Annotated in this window: 19 protein-coding genes and 1 riboswitch; of the genes, 14 read left to right on the top strand and 5 right to left on the bottom strand. The window is 59.8% G+C overall.

Features of this window, described 5'->3' with window-relative positions; genetic code table 11:
- Positions 1-58: 58 nt before the first annotated feature.
- From AR456_RS20875 to AR456_RS06950, 5 genes are all read right to left on the bottom strand, one after another.
- A complete protein-coding gene (locus AR456_RS20875) occupies positions 59-247 on the bottom strand; it encodes a CbtB domain-containing protein (protein WP_081694725.1) in 189 nt (62 codons plus the stop codon).
- A gap of 34 nt (positions 248-281) precedes the next feature.
- A riboswitch (cobalamin riboswitch) is annotated at positions 282-499 on the bottom strand.
- A 36-nt stretch (positions 500-535) separates the two neighbouring features.
- The gene (bluB, locus tag AR456_RS06965; protein ID WP_021820659.1) at positions 536-1,279 is read right to left on the bottom strand and encodes a 5,6-dimethylbenzimidazole synthase; all 744 of its coding nucleotides are present in this window, start codon (positions 1,277-1,279) and stop codon (positions 536-538) included.
- A 216-nt stretch (positions 1,280-1,495) separates the two neighbouring features.
- Positions 1,496-1,837, bottom strand: a complete 342-nt coding sequence (locus tag AR456_RS06960) for a hypothetical protein (protein WP_021820658.1) — start codon at positions 1,835-1,837, stop codon at positions 1,496-1,498.
- A gap of 271 nt (positions 1,838-2,108) precedes the next feature.
- The gene (locus AR456_RS06955) at positions 2,109-3,038 is read right to left on the bottom strand and encodes a hydroxymethylglutaryl-CoA lyase (RefSeq protein ID WP_021820657.1); all 930 of its coding nucleotides are present in this window, start codon (positions 3,036-3,038) and stop codon (positions 2,109-2,111) included.
- A 65-nt stretch (positions 3,039-3,103) separates the two neighbouring features.
- Complete coding sequence (locus AR456_RS06950) at positions 3,104-4,309, bottom strand: CaiB/BaiF CoA transferase family protein (protein WP_021820656.1); 1,206 nt, start codon at positions 4,307-4,309, stop codon at positions 3,104-3,106.
- Between the two features lie 195 nt (positions 4,310-4,504).
- On the opposite strand from AR456_RS06950, the gene AR456_RS06945 reads away from it, so the two are divergent.
- The 14 genes from AR456_RS06945 to AR456_RS06880 all read left to right on the top strand — a co-directional run bounded on the left by AR456_RS06945 (position 4,505) and on the right by AR456_RS06880 (position 17,807).
- On the top strand, positions 4,505-6,130 hold the full coding sequence (locus AR456_RS06945) for a GMC family oxidoreductase (protein WP_021820655.1): 1,626 nt from the start codon (positions 4,505-4,507) through the stop codon (positions 6,128-6,130).
- Between the two features lie 93 nt (positions 6,131-6,223).
- Positions 6,224-7,003 (top strand): GntR family transcriptional regulator, encoded by a 780-nt coding sequence (locus AR456_RS06940; protein WP_021820654.1) that lies wholly within the window; start codon positions 6,224-6,226, stop codon positions 7,001-7,003.
- Positions 7,004-7,229: 226 nt separating this feature from the next.
- On the top strand, positions 7,230-7,547 hold the full coding sequence (nirD, locus tag AR456_RS06935; RefSeq protein ID WP_021820653.1) for a nitrite reductase small subunit NirD: 318 nt from the start codon (positions 7,230-7,232) through the stop codon (positions 7,545-7,547).
- A 3-nt stretch (positions 7,548-7,550) separates the two neighbouring features.
- Positions 7,551-7,853 (top strand): recombinase-like helix-turn-helix domain-containing protein, encoded by a 303-nt coding sequence (locus AR456_RS06930; protein WP_021820652.1) that lies wholly within the window; start codon positions 7,551-7,553, stop codon positions 7,851-7,853.
- Between the two features lie 67 nt (positions 7,854-7,920).
- Positions 7,921-8,952 carry an aromatic ring-hydroxylating oxygenase subunit alpha gene (locus AR456_RS06925; RefSeq protein WP_021820651.1) on the top strand — a complete coding sequence of 344 codons (1,032 nt, stop codon included), beginning with the start codon at positions 7,921-7,923 and terminating at the stop codon, positions 8,950-8,952.
- 1 nt (position 8,953) lies between these two features.
- Entirely contained in the window at positions 8,954-9,709 is a 756-nt protein-coding gene (locus AR456_RS06920; protein ID WP_021820650.1) for an SDR family oxidoreductase, read from the top strand.
- Positions 9,710-9,721: 12 nt separating this feature from the next.
- Positions 9,722-10,927 carry an NAD(P)/FAD-dependent oxidoreductase gene (locus AR456_RS06915; protein WP_021820649.1) on the top strand — a complete coding sequence of 402 codons (1,206 nt, stop codon included), beginning with the start codon at positions 9,722-9,724 and terminating at the stop codon, positions 10,925-10,927.
- 87 nt (positions 10,928-11,014) lie between these two features.
- Positions 11,015-12,289: an MFS transporter gene (locus tag AR456_RS06910; RefSeq protein WP_031208688.1), complete on the top strand. Its 1,275-nt coding sequence runs from the start codon at positions 11,015-11,017 to the stop codon at positions 12,287-12,289.
- A 315-nt stretch (positions 12,290-12,604) separates the two neighbouring features.
- Positions 12,605-13,417 (top strand): IclR family transcriptional regulator, encoded by an 813-nt coding sequence (locus AR456_RS06905; RefSeq protein ID WP_021820647.1) that lies wholly within the window; start codon positions 12,605-12,607, stop codon positions 13,415-13,417.
- Positions 13,418-13,607: 190 nt separating this feature from the next.
- Positions 13,608-14,564, top strand: coding sequence for a VOC family protein (locus AR456_RS06900; protein WP_021820646.1), 957 nt, complete (start codon positions 13,608-13,610; stop codon positions 14,562-14,564).
- A 223-nt stretch (positions 14,565-14,787) separates the two neighbouring features.
- Positions 14,788-15,312, top strand: a complete 525-nt coding sequence (locus tag AR456_RS06895) for a cupin domain-containing protein (RefSeq protein ID WP_021820645.1) — start codon at positions 14,788-14,790, stop codon at positions 15,310-15,312.
- An 11-nt stretch (positions 15,313-15,323) separates the two neighbouring features.
- Complete coding sequence (locus tag AR456_RS06890; protein ID WP_021820644.1) at positions 15,324-16,175, top strand: alpha/beta fold hydrolase; 852 nt, start codon at positions 15,324-15,326, stop codon at positions 16,173-16,175.
- 10 nt (positions 16,176-16,185) lie between these two features.
- On the top strand, positions 16,186-16,980 hold the full coding sequence (locus tag AR456_RS06885; RefSeq protein WP_021820643.1) for an SDR family oxidoreductase: 795 nt from the start codon (positions 16,186-16,188) through the stop codon (positions 16,978-16,980).
- Positions 16,981-17,012: 32 nt separating this feature from the next.
- A complete protein-coding gene (locus tag AR456_RS06880; protein ID WP_021820642.1) occupies positions 17,013-17,807 on the top strand; it encodes an aspartate dehydrogenase in 795 nt (264 codons plus the stop codon).
- Positions 17,808-17,810: the final 3 nt, after the last annotated feature.

Below are 17,810 nucleotides of genomic sequence, written 5' to 3'. Positions count from 1 at the left end.
CCTACGCCGCCGGTGCAGTCATGACGACTACACGGCGGCAATGACCATCAAGTCCCGCTCAGTGGCAGGGAAAGACGAAGACGTGTCGGGTATCGTGGGCCGCGTTATGGGCCACATTCATCGGCAGGAAGCCGACGGCATAGAGAATCAGCGCGCCAAACAGCACCACGGCGCCCTGCTGGAGAGCCGTCAATCGGGAATGGGAACGCGCAGAACGCTGGGAGGAAAGCGTGGAAATGGAAGACATCTTGTACCCCTGGGTGCCCGCCGCACCGCCATTGGATGGATCAGTGTGACAGGCCGGTCTCCGGGCTCGATGAGCGCGTTTCCAGTGGAGAAACGCAGTCGCCTGCACCTTCCCGGCCGGGGCCAGTGGTCTCTGCAAGCTACTCATTCATTACCGTTGCGGGGGCAGCGATGGGATTGGCCAAAACACGGCCGTACCATACTTCTCGATTATCCCCTGAATGGCAGGGGCACCTGTCTCGATTCGATTATCGTAAAGCAATTTTCCAGACAGGTGCAATCTGCATGCTCAAGTATCCCGAGAAGAGATGCCGCTGGATCTCTCGGATAGCCACTCGGCCAGCGGGTGTTCAGCGTCCAATGTCTGCTGCCAGCCGTTGTGATGCACCAGCTGTTGCAGAGGCAGCCGCGAGCGCCATCCCCTGGCTTCCAGCTCCGGCTGCTCGAGGAATTCACTGACATAACCGACACACAGATAGGCCAGCGGATATACCGATTCCGGCAGTTCCAGTACCTGGGCCAGGCGTTGCTGATCGAGGATGCTGACCCAACCGACGCCGATCCCCTCTGCGCGTGCGGCCAGCCATAGGTTCTGTACCGCCAGGCAGGTACTGAACAGGTCCGTCTCGACGATGGTGTTACGACCCAGCACCGTGGGACCGCCCCGACTGCGATCGCAGGTGATGCAGATATTCAGCGGGCTATCGAGGATGCCCTGCAACTTGAGGGCGAGATAGGAGGAACGTCGTTCACCATCGTAGTTGTCGGCCGCTCGGGTATTTTCGTGCTCGAAATTCTCCAGCACCCGGCGCCGCACCTCGATGCTATCGATCACCAGGAAGTCCCAGGGCTGCATGAAGCCGACTGAAGGTGCATGGTGAGCGGCCTCCAACAGCCGCCCCAGCACATCAGAGGGAATCGGATCGGGCAGGAATTGGGAACGCACATCACGACGCTCGTAAATGGCTCGGTAAAGCCCACGGCGCTCTTCCTCACTGAAGTCCTCACTAAAGGAGTGATGCGAGCGAGTCATTGATGCTCTCCACGGCAGATAGCGGAAATCGGCAGCATTGCGCCGCCCTGACGCCATGGAGCAGTCAGCGAAGACTTCCAGGCTTTCCTTTTCAATTCAACACACTGGGCAGGTCAATTCAACACACTGGACAAACATAGGCAACCTGGCAGCACGTCACTACCACCAGATCGGATCAATCGGTTCAACAGGGAGAGGCTTCAGATCACTGCAGGGTCACCACCAGAGAATGCCCGGAGCCGCAACGGCTAGTACGATCACCTGCGAAAAATCCACAAGACGCTTGTTGTCTTCACTGAAGGCCCCATTGGCAAAGAAGTCGTCGAAGAAGGTATTCACGGTGGCATGAAAGCTCAGGAAAGTGGCCATGATCAGCGCATACCCCGCTCCCGCAGCAATCACCCCGGAACCATGAAGCAGCATCAGTATCGCGATCACAACACTCGCCCTGAGCAGCAGGCGACGTACCCTGTTGTCGTATTCGTGCTCATAGGTTTCCTGCCAGCTCAGCAGCCAGCAGAGACCCTCGGACTCTACTAGATGGTCAATGCCTTTCATCTCTCTCCCCTGACGAATCAAGCGTGACAGTGGTCACGGCTGTCCGGCCATGGCCCCAATGGAGTCACGGTATCAGCAGAAGATTAAGCTGCGCTTACGCGTGGTTGAGCGTCGATAATTCCAGCCAGGGAAGATCGTCGACAACGATACCAACCCGGCGCACATGGCACGGTATCGACCATGATGACGCCAGGCGAGGGGATATCACAGCCACCGTCACGACACCGGGAACATACCCTCCGATATTCAGGAAATGTCCTACATGGCTACGTCACAAACCCGCCGGACAAGGATAGCGACGATCAGAGGTGCCGGCCTTGACCACTTGCCCCGGGACATCATGACCGACCAGTTCAGGAAGCGTTGCCGACAGTGCGATTAGCGCTTCCAGATCAACACCGGTGTCGACGCCCATCTGCTCGAACATGTGCACCAGATCCTCGGTACAGACATTGCCGGTGGCACCTGGCGCGAACGGACATCCGCCGAGGCCGCCCAGCGCCGCATCGAAATGCTGGATGCCCGACTGCCAGGCCGCCAGACAGTTGGCCAGCCCCATGCCTCTAGTATTGTGCACATGCAAGGTAAAGGGTGTCCGGGACCAGCGGGTCACCACCGATTCACACAACCGTGCCACCTGAGCCGGATTGGCCATGCCAGTGGTATCGCACAACGACACGCCCTGTACGCCGAGCTCCAGCAGCCGCTCGACAAATCCCACTACGCGAGCCTCCGACACATCACCGTCAAACGGGCAGCCGAAGGTCGTCGACAGCGAGGCATTGATGAACACCCCACTGCCCTGCGCGAGGCGGATGATCTCGGCAAACTGCTGCAACGACTGCTCAGGAGTCATGCGTAGATTGGCCCGGCTGTGGGAATCACTAGCCGACATCACCAGATTGATCTCATCGACGCCGCTCGCCAGCGCTCTCTCGCAGCCCTTGACGTTGGGCACCAGTACCACGATATCCACGCCCGGGACCCGGCGGATGCCTTCTACCACTTTCGCTGCATCGGCCAGGTTGGGGATCGCCTTCGGAGACACGAAGGACGTGGCTTCGATCTTGTCCAGCCCGGTCGTACTCAGGCCATCGATCAGACGAATCTTGTCCTCGGTAGTGACCCACTGCTTCTCGATCTGCAGCCCATCTCGCGGCGCCACATCATTGATATAAACCCGCTCACCACGATGAGACATGCTTCGCTCCTGATTCTTCACGCCCGCCTGTTTCTTCACGTCCGCACCATTCCTCTCATCGTGCATTACAGAATGCCCCTCTCGCGCAGCTTGTGTTGGGTCTGCTCATCAATGCCCAGTTCGTCCAACACCTCACGCGTATGCTGACCGAGCTCCGGCCCTCCACCACTGATCCGTCCCGGTGTGCGGCTGAGCCGGGGCAATACACCCGGCACCTTCAGCGACGACCCGGAAGCCAGTTGGATGCTCTGGATCATCTCGCGGGCCTGATAGTGCGGGTCACTGACAATGTCCTCAGCGGTATAGGGGAAGCCCACCGGTACTCGTGCCGCTTCCAGCACCTCAAGAACATGCTCGCGGGGATGCTCGGCGGTCCACTGGCCGATGGCACCATCGATCCGCTCGGCATGCGCCGTGCGTCCGTCGTTGTGCGTCAGACGCGAATCCTCGGCGAGATCATCACGCCCAATGGCGACCATCAGGCGCTTGAAGATGCTGTCGCCATTGCCGGCAATCAGCACGTAATCACCACCACGACAGGCATAGGCATTGGAGGGGGTGATGCCCGGCAGTGCACTACCACCAGGCTGGCGAATCTCCCCGGTCGCATCGTATTCGGGCAGCAGGCTCTCCATCATGCCGAACACCGACTCATACAGTGCCACATCGATAAACTGCCCCTTGCCACTACGTTGACGCTCCTGCAGTGCCAGCAAGGTGCCGATTACCGCATACAGCGCCGACAGGGAATCGCCGATGCTGACGCCAACTCTCACCGAAGGTTCTCCAGGCTGACCAGTCAGGTAACGCAACCCGCCCATGGCCTCACCGACTACCCCAAAACCCGGTTTGTCACGATAGGGGCCGGTCTGCCCATAACCCGAGACACGGACCATGATCAAACGCGGGTTCAGCGCCGAAAGCTCGCCCCATCCCAGGCCCCAGGACTCCAGCGTGCCCGGCCGAAAGTTCTCGACCACCACATCACACTCGGTCACCAGGCGACGTACGATATCCTGGCCCTCGGGGTCACGCAGGTTGAGCGTCAGCGAGCGCTTGTTGCGTGACTGCACATGCCACCACAGCGAGGTGCCGTCCTGCAGCTTGCGCCAGCGACGTAGCGGATCTCCTACGCCCGGCGGCTCGACCTTGATCACATCGGCACCAAATTCACCCAGCAACCTGGTCGCAAAAGGCCCGGCGATCAGTTGCCCAAGCTCCAGTACTTTAAGCCCCTCCAGTGCCATACCACCTGTTGCCTGATCCGACATCTTGCGTCTCCAGTCCTGTTGTCATGTATGGTTGCAGGATGGCGCAGCGCCCCACCTACAGCAATTCGGTATTGGTCCCATTTGACGTCGCAACGGACAACGTCTCGTGGGTACGACCTCTCTGCGCCCGCCCGGGATGCCCACCACAGCTCCCTGGTTGATAAACAACAATTACAACCGGGAAACACCGCCGCCATGACCAGACAGGCAGACTTCGATTACATCATTATCGGCAGCGGCGCAGCGGGCGCCATACTCGCCCATCGCCTGAGTGCCGATGGTAGATTCAATGTCTGCCTGCTGGAAGCTGGCCCAAAGGATCATCATCCGTTCCTTCATGTGCCAGCAGGCTTCATCAAGATGATCTTCAATCCACGCTTCGCATGGCAGTTCAAGACCGCACCCAATGCGCAAACCTGTGAACGCGAAATTCCCATTCCCCAGGGACGAACGCTAGGTGGCTCGACCTCGATCAATGGACTGGTGTTCAACCGAGGCCAACAGGCTGATTACGATCACTGGGCGAATCTCGGCAACAGCGGCTGGGACTATCAAAGTGTGCTGCCTTACTTCAGAAAGATCGAGCATCGCAAGGAGGGAGATGAGCAGCTACGCGGTCGCGACGGCCTTCTCCCCGTCAGCGATATCGACTGGACCCACCCGATTTGTGAAGCCTTCATCGAGGGCGCTGAACAACAGGGAATCCCTCGCAACCCGGACTACAACGGCGCGTATCAACAAGGCGTAGGTTATTTCCAACGCACCATCCATCACGGCCTACGCATGAGTACTGCCCGCGCCTACCTCCGGCCTGCAATGCGACGCCCCAACCTCACTCTCCTCTGCAACTCCCTGGCCACTCGTGTGCTGTTCGACGGCAAGCGGGCAACCGGCGTGGAATACCTTGATCTCAAGACTCGCGCGCTCACTCGTCTGACGGCCAGGCGCGAAATCATCGTCAGCGCGGGGGCAGTCAATACCCCGAAGCTGCTGCAGCTATCCGGGGTCGGGCCGCGCGAGTTGCTCGACTCAATCAACATTCCTATCGTCCATGACCTGCCCGGCGTGGGCGCCAACCTCAAGGACCACTACTCGGTACGTATTGTGGGACGAGTCCGCAACAGCACCACGCTCAATGAGCAAGCTCGGGGTCTACGACTGGTACGCCAGATTGCCAACTGGCTATGCCGTCGCCCCAGCATCCTCGCGCTCAGCCCATCACTGGTGCATATCTTCTGGAAATCCACGGAGGAGCTTGAGCGCCCGGACCTGCAGGGCGTCTTCACTCCGGCCAGCTATCGGCAGGGCTACGTCGGCATGCTCGACGACTATCCCGGCATGACCTGTGGCTTCTGGCAGCACCGGCCGCGCAGTAGCGGTCACGTGCATATCACCAGCGCAGATCCTCTAGCCGCCCCGATCGTGCAACCCAACTACCTGAAAGAGTCAGAAGATCGTGAAGTTCTCGTCAAAGGCATTCGTCTGGCGCGCCGTCTGCTCGCCAGCAAGGCTCTATCCCCCTATATGGATACGGAGGCACTGCCTGGTGCCGATCACCAGAGCGATGAGGATCTGCTGGCGTATGCCCGCCGCTATGGTGTGTCGTCCTACCACCTCAACGGCACCGCACGAATGGGACCAGCCAGTGACTCGATGGCGGTGGTCGATGATCAGCTACGCGTCCATGGCCTCGAGAACTTGAGAGTCATCGACTCCTCGATCATGCCCGAGATTCCTTCGGCCAACATCTGCGCGGCGACGATGATGATCGGCGAAAAAGGCGCCGACCTGGTTTTGCAGCCATCCACTGTGCACGGTTGAGAAACAACGGCTTCCGGCGGGAGCCACCTTATGGGCGGAGCCTATCCCTGATAGACTTTCCTCATCCCATCCACCTCAACTGAAGGCAGTGCCGTGCTACCTCTGCTGGCCGAGCGCACCTCGCGACATCTCGAACGTTCTCCCAAGTCCCCCAAATATCTTTGCCTGCGCGATGCGATCATCGAGCTGATCGTGGAGGGCCATCTTGGCGAAGGGACGCGCTTGCCCACCGAGCAGGCTCTGGCGGAAACTCTGCCGGTGAGCCTTGGCACCATTCAAAAAGCGCTGCGCGAGTTGGTGGAGAGCGGTGAGCTTCACCGCCGACGACGGCTCGGCACCTTCGTGGCGGGAGGCGATCATCGTCGCGAAATTACCACTCCAGCCTTCCACTTCATCCGCCCTGATGGCGCGCGCGTGAGGATGGTCTTCATCCACCTGTTGAAGCGGGAGCGAGTGCTTCGTCCCGGCGCCTGGAGTCGGATTCTCGGGGAGTGTACAAGCGGCTATGTTCACCTGGTGCGCCAGGATCGTATCGACGGCGCTTTCGATTGCCACACCGAGATATACCTGCGCACCGACATGGCCTCCGCTCTACTCGAAGCAGAAACCGAAGCTCTGGAGCATGAAAGCATACTGCCGTTGCTCGAAACCCAGGGTCGCGTGACGCTCAGCCACGCCGAGAACCATCTCCGCATGGTGCGTTTGCCCAAGGCAGTAGCCAAAGTGATGCTCTCGAGCCAGGACACCTCCACCCTCTTCGGCCTGAGGCTGGAGACCTTCTATCGCCTGGAGGACGGCACCACTGTCGCCTGGCAGGTCATGCATATCCCTTCCAATGATTACAGCCTCTCGCTGAGTACCGGACTGCGTTAGATAGCTCACCCTTCCTGCTTCTCTGTTTCTCCCTCTACCTCTACCTCTACCCAGCCTGAGGCTACATGCCATCAGGCGATGGAGTGGTGTGCCTATACAAGCATTACTATATAGTATTGACAGATACATTATCGTCCCTATACTGAGCCCTCATCGGATCATATAAAAAACGTAGTTTCATAATTGATACAACAACACCCCATCCCCGACCGATGAGGACCGCATCATGAGTTGGATAACCGTCTGCAAGACCGGACAGGTTCAGGAGGACTTCCCCTACTCCGCCAAGCTCGACGACAAGGAAATCGGAGTCTATGTCCTCGATGGCGAGTACTACGCCCTCGAAGACGTCTGCCCCCATGCCTATGCGCTGTTGTCGCAGGGCTTCGTCGAGGATGGTCAAGTCGAATGCCCCCTTCATGAAGCCACCTTCGATATCCGCACCGGTAAGTGCCTACGCGAGCCGGCGGACCGCGACCTTCATGTCTACCCGGTGCGCATCATCGACGATGAAGTGCAACTTCAGACCAGTGAGGAGAACTGAACCATGGCTCATCAAGACTACAACCCTCAGTTGAAAGACTGGCAACGCATCATCCCTTCCAGCGAACCCGGCCAGGGCTACATCGAAGCCCCCGGAGGCTTTGCCAACCCTGTCTGGCAGACCCGTTCCAGTGTGCCTGGTGCATTCGAAATGTCCCTCATCGACGCTCTCCAGGAAGTGTTTTCCGATGGTGTGACAGAGCTTGATTCGCTGGTAGAAGGCCTCAATGCCCGGGAGCACCATGATCGCCATGGTCAGGTCTGGACTCAGGAGAGCTTCCTTCAGGAAATGGCGGTTCTTGGTTAGTTAGCCATCGTCTTCAACATTTCCCTGCACTCACCCCAATCGCACAATCCAATAACGAGGTCGAGTCATGACCAGTGCATCTTCCACTGACACTTCCGTTCAGGATTATCTGGATAGTGGTCTGCGTTCCATGTGGTATCCCGTCGCTGCCAGTTGGGAAGTCGGCAGCAATCCCGTAGGCATCACCCGCCTGGGTGAGAATCTGGCGCTATGGCGTGATCACGATGGCACACTGCATGCCATTGAAGATCGTTGCCCGCACCGCGGTGCTCGACTGTCCAAGGGCTGGAACCTGGGCAATCGCCTGGCCTGCTGGTACCACGGCGTCGAAGTCAACGGTGAAGGTGAAGTCTGCGATGTCCCAGCCATCAGCAACAGCCCGTTGGTCGGACAAGGCTGCGTGCGCCGCTATCCAGTCCAGGAGGCACATGGCGCCATCTTTATCTATTTCGCCACCACACCCGACGAACAGCCATGCGAGCTGGTGCTCCCCGAGCAGTTGACCGACGAAGAGAGCTACGGACATTTCCTCTGCACTGCTACCTGGAAGTGCAACTACCAGTACGCCATCGACAACGTCATGGACCCCATGCACGGCACCTATCTGCACTCCGACTCGCACTCCATGGCGGAAGGTGATCGTCAGGCCGAGATGGAGCTGGAACCCACCGACAGCGGCTTTATCTTCAAGAAGACCGGGCAGTCCGGCGTCAACTTCGACTGGGTGGAATACGGCAATACCGGTGCCCTGTGGCTGCGTCTGTCGATCCCCTATCAGCAACGCTTCGGTCCGGGCGGCCCCTTCTGGATCGTCGGCATGGCCGTGCCGGAGGACAAGGACAACACTCGAGTATTCTTCTGGCGGATCCGCAAGGTCAGTGGCTGGCAGCGCCAGGTATGGCGTTTCTTCTACCGCACCAGGCTCGAGCAGTTGCACTGGGACGTACTGGAACAGGACCGCATCATTCTCGAGAACCTGGCCCCTGACGCCCGCAACCACGAGAACCTCTATCAGCATGATGTCGGCCTGGCCCGCCTGCGCCGGGTGATGCTGAAAATGGCCAAACAACAGCTGGCGCAACGCCAGCAGGCAGCCTGACATGCCTCGGATGCTCGCAGACAAGCGCATCCTGGTGACGGGAGCCGCCCGTGGTCTGGGCCGTAGCATCGCCGTAGCTGCTGCGGCTGAGGGAGCGCAACTGGTGATCAGCGACATTCTTGACGAAGAGTTGAATGCCACCGCAGAGGCACTACGTCAGGACGGTACCCAGGTAGAAGCGCTGGTCATCGATCAGGCCGACCCCGCCTCCATCGAGGCGGGCATGGTGCAGATCGCCGAAAATGGCCCCCTGCACGGGCTGGTCAATAACGCCGCCATCGCCACCGGTGTCGGCGGCGAGACCCTCATGGACTACGACCTCGATCTGTGGGACCGGGTCATGACCGTCAATGTGCGTGGCTCGTGGCTGATGACACGTGCCGCCGTGCCCCTACTCGCGGCCAGTGGCAGCGGCCGGATTGTCAACCTCGCGTCGGATACCGCTCTGTGGGGCGCCCCGAAGCTGATGGCATATGTGGCCAGCAAGGGCGCAGTGGTCTCCATGACCCGCTCCATGGCGCGAGAACTGGGAGAGCGCAGCATCTGTGTCAACGCCGTTGCCCCAGGACTTACGCATTGTGAAGCCACCGAGTATGTACCCCAGGAGCGCTACGACTTCTACGCCGAGGGACGTGCCCTGAAACGCGAACAGCAGCCCGACGATGTGGACGGCACCATTCTCTACCTCTTGTCGGACTGGTCGAAATTCGTCACCGGGCAGCTCATCCCGGTCAATGGCGGCTTCGTCTTCAACTGAGGACTGACGGACATGACAAGTGACATTCAGCGCATCGTCGTGATTGGCGGTGGCCAGGCTGGCGGCCATGCCTGCAAGGCACTGCGCAGTGAAGGTTTCATGGGCCAATTGGTAGTAGTGGCCGACGAGCCTCACGACTTCTACGAACGCCCACCGTTGTCCAAGGGAGTTATCACTGCCGAGGAACCTCTGCCGAAACTGTTTCCCGAGGATAGTCTGGCGGCGCTCGATATCGACTGGCGTCGTCCTCATCGTGCCACTCGCATTGACCGCGACGCCCGCCAGGTGGAGCTCGATGACGGCACCCGGTTGAGCTATGACCGACTATTGATTGCCACGGGCAGTCGGCCTCAGCTACCGGTGGAAGAGTGGTCAAGTATCGACAACGTCATGACGCTACGCTCCTGGGACGACGCCTGCCGCCTCAGGAAACAACTGGCAAGCGGTCGCCGCATCGGCATTATCGGCGGTGGCTGGATCGGCCTCGAGGTCGCTTCCAGTGCGCGCAAACTGGGCGTCGAGGTGGATGTCTTCGAGCGCGCTCCGGCACTCTGCGGCCGCAGCGTAGGTCCCGAAGTCGCTGAGGCCATCCGTGAACTCCATCAGCAACATCGCGTAGGCCTGGAGCTCGAGCGTCAGAATATCCAGCTTGATGCAGAACAGGACGGTCGCGTGACCATCCAGGCCGACGGCCGAACTCATGAGCCCTACGACCTGGTTGTGGTGGGTACTGGCGTGGCGATCAATCTGGAACTGGCACGCGAGGCAGGCCTCGAAACCGCCCGGGGTATTGTCATCGACACCGCCGGACACACCTCCGACCCGAATATTTTCGCCGCGGGTGATGTCGCTCAACACCCTCAGTTGGGCCTGTGCCTGCAATCCTGGGCCTACGCCCAGAACCAGGCACGAGTGGTAGCTGACGCCATGCTTGGCAAGCAAGCCCACTACGACGAGCCCGCCTGGCTGTGGTCGGATCAGCACGGCGTCAACATCCAGATTCTGGGAGTTCCCACCGGTGAGACCCGATGCGTGATTCGTCAGGAGCCTCAAGGCTCAGTGTACTTCTACCTGAATCGCGATAACCGTCTGGTGCAGATGGTGGCCTTTGATCAGCCACGCGCCATCAAGCTCGGTAAACGCTGGCTGGCAGCCGCACGGGTACTAGACCCGGAAGCGCTGGCTGATCCTGGCTTCAACTTGATGCAACTGCGCTGATACCCGAGATCCGACCGAACGACTAGCTCCCTGACAACACAGACCGACGACACAGACCTGACACCGATACAACAACAAGGTGATGAAATGTCTCATACCGCTGCTCCGTCCCATGCGACCGGAGCCCGGCAAGATGCTGGGCAAATGCCGGGACTACGCCGCTGGCTGGTGCCTCTGGCACTCCTGGCTTGCGTTATTCTTTCCTTCTTCGACAAGATCAGTATTGCGGTGCTGATTTCCAGCCCGGCCTTCCAGGCGGACCTGGGCCTGACGGGCGAATCAACCAAACTTGGCTTGCTGATGACGGGCTTCCTGCTGTCCTATGGCGCCTCGTCAATGTTCCTCGGCTTTCTCGGCGACATCTTCAGCCCCAGAAGCTGCCTGTACGCCATGATGTTTCTCACCGCTGCCATCATGGCGATCATGGGATTCGTCGACGATTTCGGCGTACTGCTGGGGTTGCGAGTGCTGCTGGGTATCGCTGAAGGCCCGATGTTCGCCGTCGCCTATACCATCGTCAAACGCCTGTTCCCACCAAAGGAACAGGCCCGTGCCACCATGCTGTGGCTGCTTGGCACACCGATCGGTGCCACGCTCGGCTTCCCCTTCACCATCTGGGTAGTCGATCAGTTCGGCTGGCGCGCCAGCTTCTTCGCCATCGCCCTGCTGACGATACCGGTTGTCCTGATTGTCTACCTGGTGTTCCGCAACCTGGACGTTACCACCCGCTCTCCAGCGCTGCAGCATAGCGATCAATCCCATGTCCCACTCTCAACCCACCGTTCTGCAACCACCACGCTGCTGAAGCGCTGGTCGTTCTGGTCGATCTGCCTGTTCAACGTTGCCTTTCTGGCCTACCTATGGGGCCTCAACAGCTGGCTACCGACCTACCTGGTGCAGGACAAGGGCATCGATCTCGATCAGGCTGGAATGTTCTCCTCACTGCCCTTCCTCGCCATGCTGGTCGGAGAAGTGCTGGGAGCGATCATTTCCGACCGTTTCGATCGACGCGCTCTGATGTGCTCGATTTCCATGCTCGGCGCAGGACTAGGGCTCGCACTGGTGCTGTCCATCGAAGGTTCCAACTGGGCAATGATTGCCGCCATGTCCTTCAGTGCCGCCATGTGGGGAGTCGGCGCACCCAATGTCTTCGCACTATTGGCCAAGGCCACACCATCCGATGTCAGCGCGACTGCTGGCGGAATCTTCAATGGCCTGGGGAATTTTTCCGGTGCACTGGTTCCTGTGTTGATCGGCAGCCTCATCGTTGCCACTGGGAACATGACCGCGGGCTTGATGTTCATGATGGCCATGGCCTTCCTGGGCGCTGGTGTCTTGCTTCCGCTGGTGCGTCGCTACTGAATTGTCACGCCGGTTCCAGGGGACTCTAGCCCCCCTATGATGCTCTCCGGCACATGGCTTACGACCATGTGCCGAAGGGATGATGATTCGCAGTTTTTTCTTTTATTTTCATAGACTTAAATAGAAAAAATATCACTGAAAAACCTTGACGCAAACGATGACCAGGACTAATCTTCAATGAGTGTCATATAAGAAATCAAGTTTCATATATAAACCATCAAATACTTGAGCGACGCCCGTGTCGGCTACCCGATTGTGATCCGGTATCTTGAGAACGGACACAAGAGTCGACCGACATCAGGAGACGATGACGCGATGAGCGACATGGAAAAGGATTCACGAAAATACCTGATCCCCGGACTGGAGCGCGGCCTGCTCATTCTGATGGAGTTGAGCCGCAACAACCGGGAGATGAGCTTCGCGGAGATCCTCAAGCTCGTGGATATCCCCAAGGCTACTGCCTACCGTGCCATCCAGACTCTGGAGTACATGGGTTTTGTCCGGCGCCACCCATCCAGTGGACTCTATTCACTCGGTGTCAATGTGCTACGCCTTGGCTTCGAGTACGTCGCCTCGCTGGATATTGTTCAGGTGGGTCAGCCCGTCATCGAGTCTCTACGCGACACAACAGGTTGCTCCAGCCATATCGCCATCCGTGATGGACGCGATGTCATTTACGTCGCTCGCGTCAGTGCCGCCAACGCCACCATTCGCCGCGTCAGTGTCGGCACGCGTTTGCCGGTACACCGCACCTCACTGGGAAGAATGCTGTTGACCGGAGTGAGTCGGCAGACTTTCGAATCCCTCTACCCCGACGAACAGCTGCCTGACAACGAGCCGGGCTCCCCGGAGAACCGTGAAGCCCTATGGGCCATGGTTCAGCAGGACCGTGAACGTGGTTACGTGATTGGCGAGTCGTTCTTCCAGTTCGGCATCTCTTCCATTGTCTATCCGTTGTTCAATCATGACGGCGAAGTGGAAGGCGTCGTCAGCATCATGGTGCCGGTGCACGAAATTCCGGAGAACGACCGGGAACGCCTGCGCCACGACGTGGCCGAAGCGGCCAGTTCCATCTCCAACCTGCTGGGTCATCAAGGCACCCGGGGAGGAAAGCGCCAGATGGGATGACAACACATTCGTGACCATTGACCGGGAGGCTGAACAACTCCTGTCGTCACCCGGCTCAAAATCGACATACGTAACGAGGTTATCGCGCTGCAACACGCAGCGCGCGGGGACTGATGTGCCCTGAAAAAGCCTGAAACCGTTTATACCGACAGCCGACAAACCACCAGGTACTGGCCAGCGGGAGAGTCCAATGAACACCAATACGATAAATGAAAACACTAATATTGTAGGCATCGAAGCACTGGAGTTCGGTGCTGAAGACATTACCGTCGGCAAGCAGTTCGCCGAGGACTTTGGCCTGCGCAAGGTGGCGGACGACGATCAGACCGCCACCTTCGAAACACTCAACGGAGCTCGTTTGACAGTCCGCTCCATCAACGCCCCGGAACTGCCTGAGGCTTTCGAAGAGGGCTCCACCCTGCGCCGCATGACCTGGGGAGTGGCATCACCTGACGATCTGGACGAACTACGCGAACGACTGCGCGACCAGCCCGGCTATATCGATCATGGCGACAGCCTCGAGTGCCGCGACCCCAATGGGCTCACGGTGTGCATTCGCCCCACCCAACTGCGTGAAGTGGAACTGGACGTCACACCCATCAACCAATATGGCGATATGCGTCGCGTCGACCAGCCGAGTCCGGTCTACGACCAGGCGACCCCTGTGGGTATTGGCCATGCGGTGTTCTTCGTCGATGACCTGGAAGCCAGCGAGACCTTCTATCGTGAGCTACTGGGCTTCTCGGTCTCCGATCGCTACACGGACCGCGCCGTTTTCCTGCGCATGCAGGTACGTGGCGGCCACCACAACCTGTTCCTGTTGAAGCTGCCGCATCGTGGCGCGGGCCTCAACCATGTCGCCTTCACCGTGCGCGACATCCACGAAGTGATCGGCGGTGGCCTGGCGATGAACCGGCGCCAGTGGAGTACTTTCCTTGGCCCAGGACGTCACCCGATTTCCTCCGCCTACTTCTGGTACGTCAACAGCCCTCTGGGCGGCGCCTTCGAGTACTACACCAACGAGGATTACCTCACCGAAGCCTGGGTACCGCGTGAAATGCAGCACTCGTTGGAGTCCTTCACCGAATGGGCCATCGAGGGAGGCATCGACGCCGAGACCCGGCGCCAGAAGAAAGCCAGCGCCTGAAGCGAAGTCTGAACGCTGGAACACAGCCTGAAAGGCTGGGAACGCAGCCAGCAGCGGCCTAAGCAGAGCAACACAACAGAAGCCTATCGGCCAGCCTCACATGGGGCTGGCAAGGGGAGCTCTTGTCCCGAATCTGGCCATTCCATCACTACCGAGGCCAACGGGTTACGCGCAACAAGGCACCTCTTTCATCATCATCAGCGCGATTTCGAGGAAACAGATCATGTCCGAACAGTTCGCTACCTGGAAGAAGCCAGACGACCTGCCTTTCGACACCTGGATCGAGTCACGTATCGCTCGCTTCAAGGGCCGCAAGTATGACTGGAATGCCCTGAAGTTTCAGGCTGACTTCGACCCCAAATACCGCCGCGCCCAGATGCGCTATATCGGCACCGGAGCCACCGGCGTGGCCAACGACACCAACACCATTCCGGCCGAACACTTCACCTTCTCGACCATGGTGCTGCCTTCCAAGTGTGAAGGGCCGCTGCATGTCCACGATGACGTCGAAGAAGTCTTCTTCGTGCTCAAGGGCAGCATTCGCCTGTTCATCAAGGACGGCGACAACTACACCGAGACCGTGCTCGAAGAGCGCGATGTGATCTCCGTGCCACCGGGTATCTATCGCGGCCTGCTCAACGAGAGCGAAGAGGAAGCCCTGATGTGCGTGATGCTGGGCACGCCCAAGCCGCAGATCCCGACCTACCCGGACGATCACCCGCTGGCGAGCGTCAAGCGTAACGGATAAGTGAAGCGGCCATGACACCCCAGACCATGACATCCCAGACCATGACATCTCAGTACGCAACACCCAGCAGCCTGGCATTGGCTGATGGCCGTCAGTCCTGGCGGGATAGCGGCGAGGGCCCCGCCATCGTGCTGCTGCATGGCATCAGCTCCGGCTCGGCTTCCTGGGCACCAGTGGTAGAGCACCTGGGCGGTTACCGGTTGCTGGCCTGGGATGCTCCCGGCTACGCCGATAGCCAGGCACTCAGCAGCCCTCAACCGACTGCGGGCGACTATGCCGCACGTCTCGATGCCTGGCTCGATGCGCTGGACGTCAAGCGCTGCGTACTGGTCGGCCACTCACTCGGCGCCATGATGGCCAGTGCCTACATGGCCCTCAGACCCGAGAGGCTGGCAGGGGTAATCCTGGCCGATCCCGCTCTGGGATATCGCGATGCCGATGCCGACAAGCGTGATGAGGTCTATCGCAGTCGCTGGACGATGCTCGCCGAGCAAGGTCACGAGGCCTACGCAGCAGCCCGCGCTCCGCGACTGCTGCGTGACGACGCCAACCCGGAGGACATCGCCCGGGTACGCGAAGGCATGCAACGCCTGCATGTCGAAGGCTTCGCCCAGGCCAGTTGGATGCTGGCCAACGATGCTCTGGAGGGCTATCTGAGCGGCGGCCTGAACGTTCCCGCAACCGTGCTGTGTGGCGATGAGGATCGCATCACCACGCCGCAGGCTTCACGGGCCCTGGCCGAACGACTCGGGCTGCCCTATCACGCGATCCCTCGCGCTGGACACGCCAGCTATATCGATGCACCGCAGGCCTTTGCCGACGTCGTCGACACATTCTCTCGCCCACTGCTCAAGACGCAATGAGGACCCAGCCATGAGTTTCATGATCGAAGAGCGGGTAGCCGTCGTCACCGGGGGCTCCTCAGGTATTGGCCTGGAAACAGTACGCCTGCTGCTGGCCCATGGTGCCAAAGTGGCCATGTGTGGCCGCAACCACGAGCGCCTCGAAACCGCGCGGACCGAACTGACTCGGGAATTTCCCCAGGCCGAGTTGCTGACCGCGACATGCGATGTGCTCGATTCCGATTCCTGCGAGGCGTTCGCTGCCGCAGTATCCGAGCGCTTCGGTGCTGCCGACATGCTGATCGCCAACGCTGGCCAGGGCTATGTTGCCCATCTCGACGACACCCCCAAAGAAGCCTGGTTGTCCGAGACCAACCTCAAGCTGTTCGGCGTGCTCAATCCAATGAACGCCTTTCGCCGCCAACTGGCAGCTTCCGATATCGGTTCGCTGACCTGCGTCAACTCACTGCTGGCGTTGCAGCCCGAGACCCACATGATTGCCACCTCCGCTGCACGCGCGGCCCTGCTCAACATGACGCATTCGCTGTCTCACGAGCTGATCAAGGAAGGAATTCGCGTCAACTCCATCCTGCTGGGCATGGTCGAATCCGGCCAATGGCGACGTCGCTTCGAGCAACGCGATGACCCATCGCAGAGCTGGGAAGAGTGGATCGCTGCCATCGCCAGCAAGCGTGGCATTCCCATGGGCCGCCTTGGATATCCTCAGGAGCCGGCACGCGCACTGGTCTTTCTCGCCTCCCCCATGGCCTCTTTCACCACCGGCGCCGCCCTGGATGTCTCCGGTGGCTTCAACCGTCACCTATGACCCTGGATGCGGGACCCACCGGAGAATCCTCAATGACAAAGCGACTCCTGATGATCGGCTATGGCGCAATGGGCGCCGAAGTACACCGCCTGCTTCCCGACGGCATGGAACTGGCCTGGGTAGTGGTACCGGAAGCCTTTGCCACCCAGGTCCGCGACCGTCTGGCCGACAAGGTCAGCGTACTGACCCGCATTGATCAGTGCAGCGAAGCCCCGGACCTGGTGGTCGAATGCGCCGGCCAGCCCGGCCTGGCCGAGCATGGCGAAGCCGTGCTGCATCGTGGCCTGACCATGGCCGTGGTGGCTACCGGAGCGTTGGCTGACGAAGCCCTCTATCAGCGCCTGGCTACTGCCGCCCGGGAAGGCGGTGGCCGTATGCAGTTACTGTCAGGCGCCGTGGCCGGCATGGATGGCCTGGCGGCGGCTCGCGAAGGGGGGCTGGACGAGGTTGTCTATGAAGCCTGCAAGGCCCCACGCAGTTGGCAAGGCAGCCATGCCGAAACGCTGATCGACCTGGATGCCGTCAGTGAGCGCACGGTGTTCTTCGAGGGCGACGCCGGTGAAGCTGCGCGCCTGTTCCCGGCCAACTCCAACGTGGCCGCCACTATCGCGCTGGCCGGACTCGGTATGCGCAACACCCGAGTGCAGCTCGCAGTTGACCCGGCCACTAGCCGCAACACCCATCGAATCCATGCCAGCGGGCGCTTTGGTGAGTTCAGTATCGAGCTCAACGGCCACCCACTGGAAAGCAATCCCAAGACCTCGACCCTCGCCGCCCTGTCGGTGGTTCGCGCCTGCCGTCAGGTGCTTGAGCCGGTCTCGTTCTAAGCG

The organism is Halomonas huangheensis (assembly GCF_001431725.1).
In the GTDB taxonomy this organism is placed as follows: Bacteria; Pseudomonadota; Gammaproteobacteria; order Pseudomonadales; family Halomonadaceae; genus Halomonas; species Halomonas huangheensis.
This window is presented reverse-complemented; position numbering and strand designations above follow the sequence as displayed.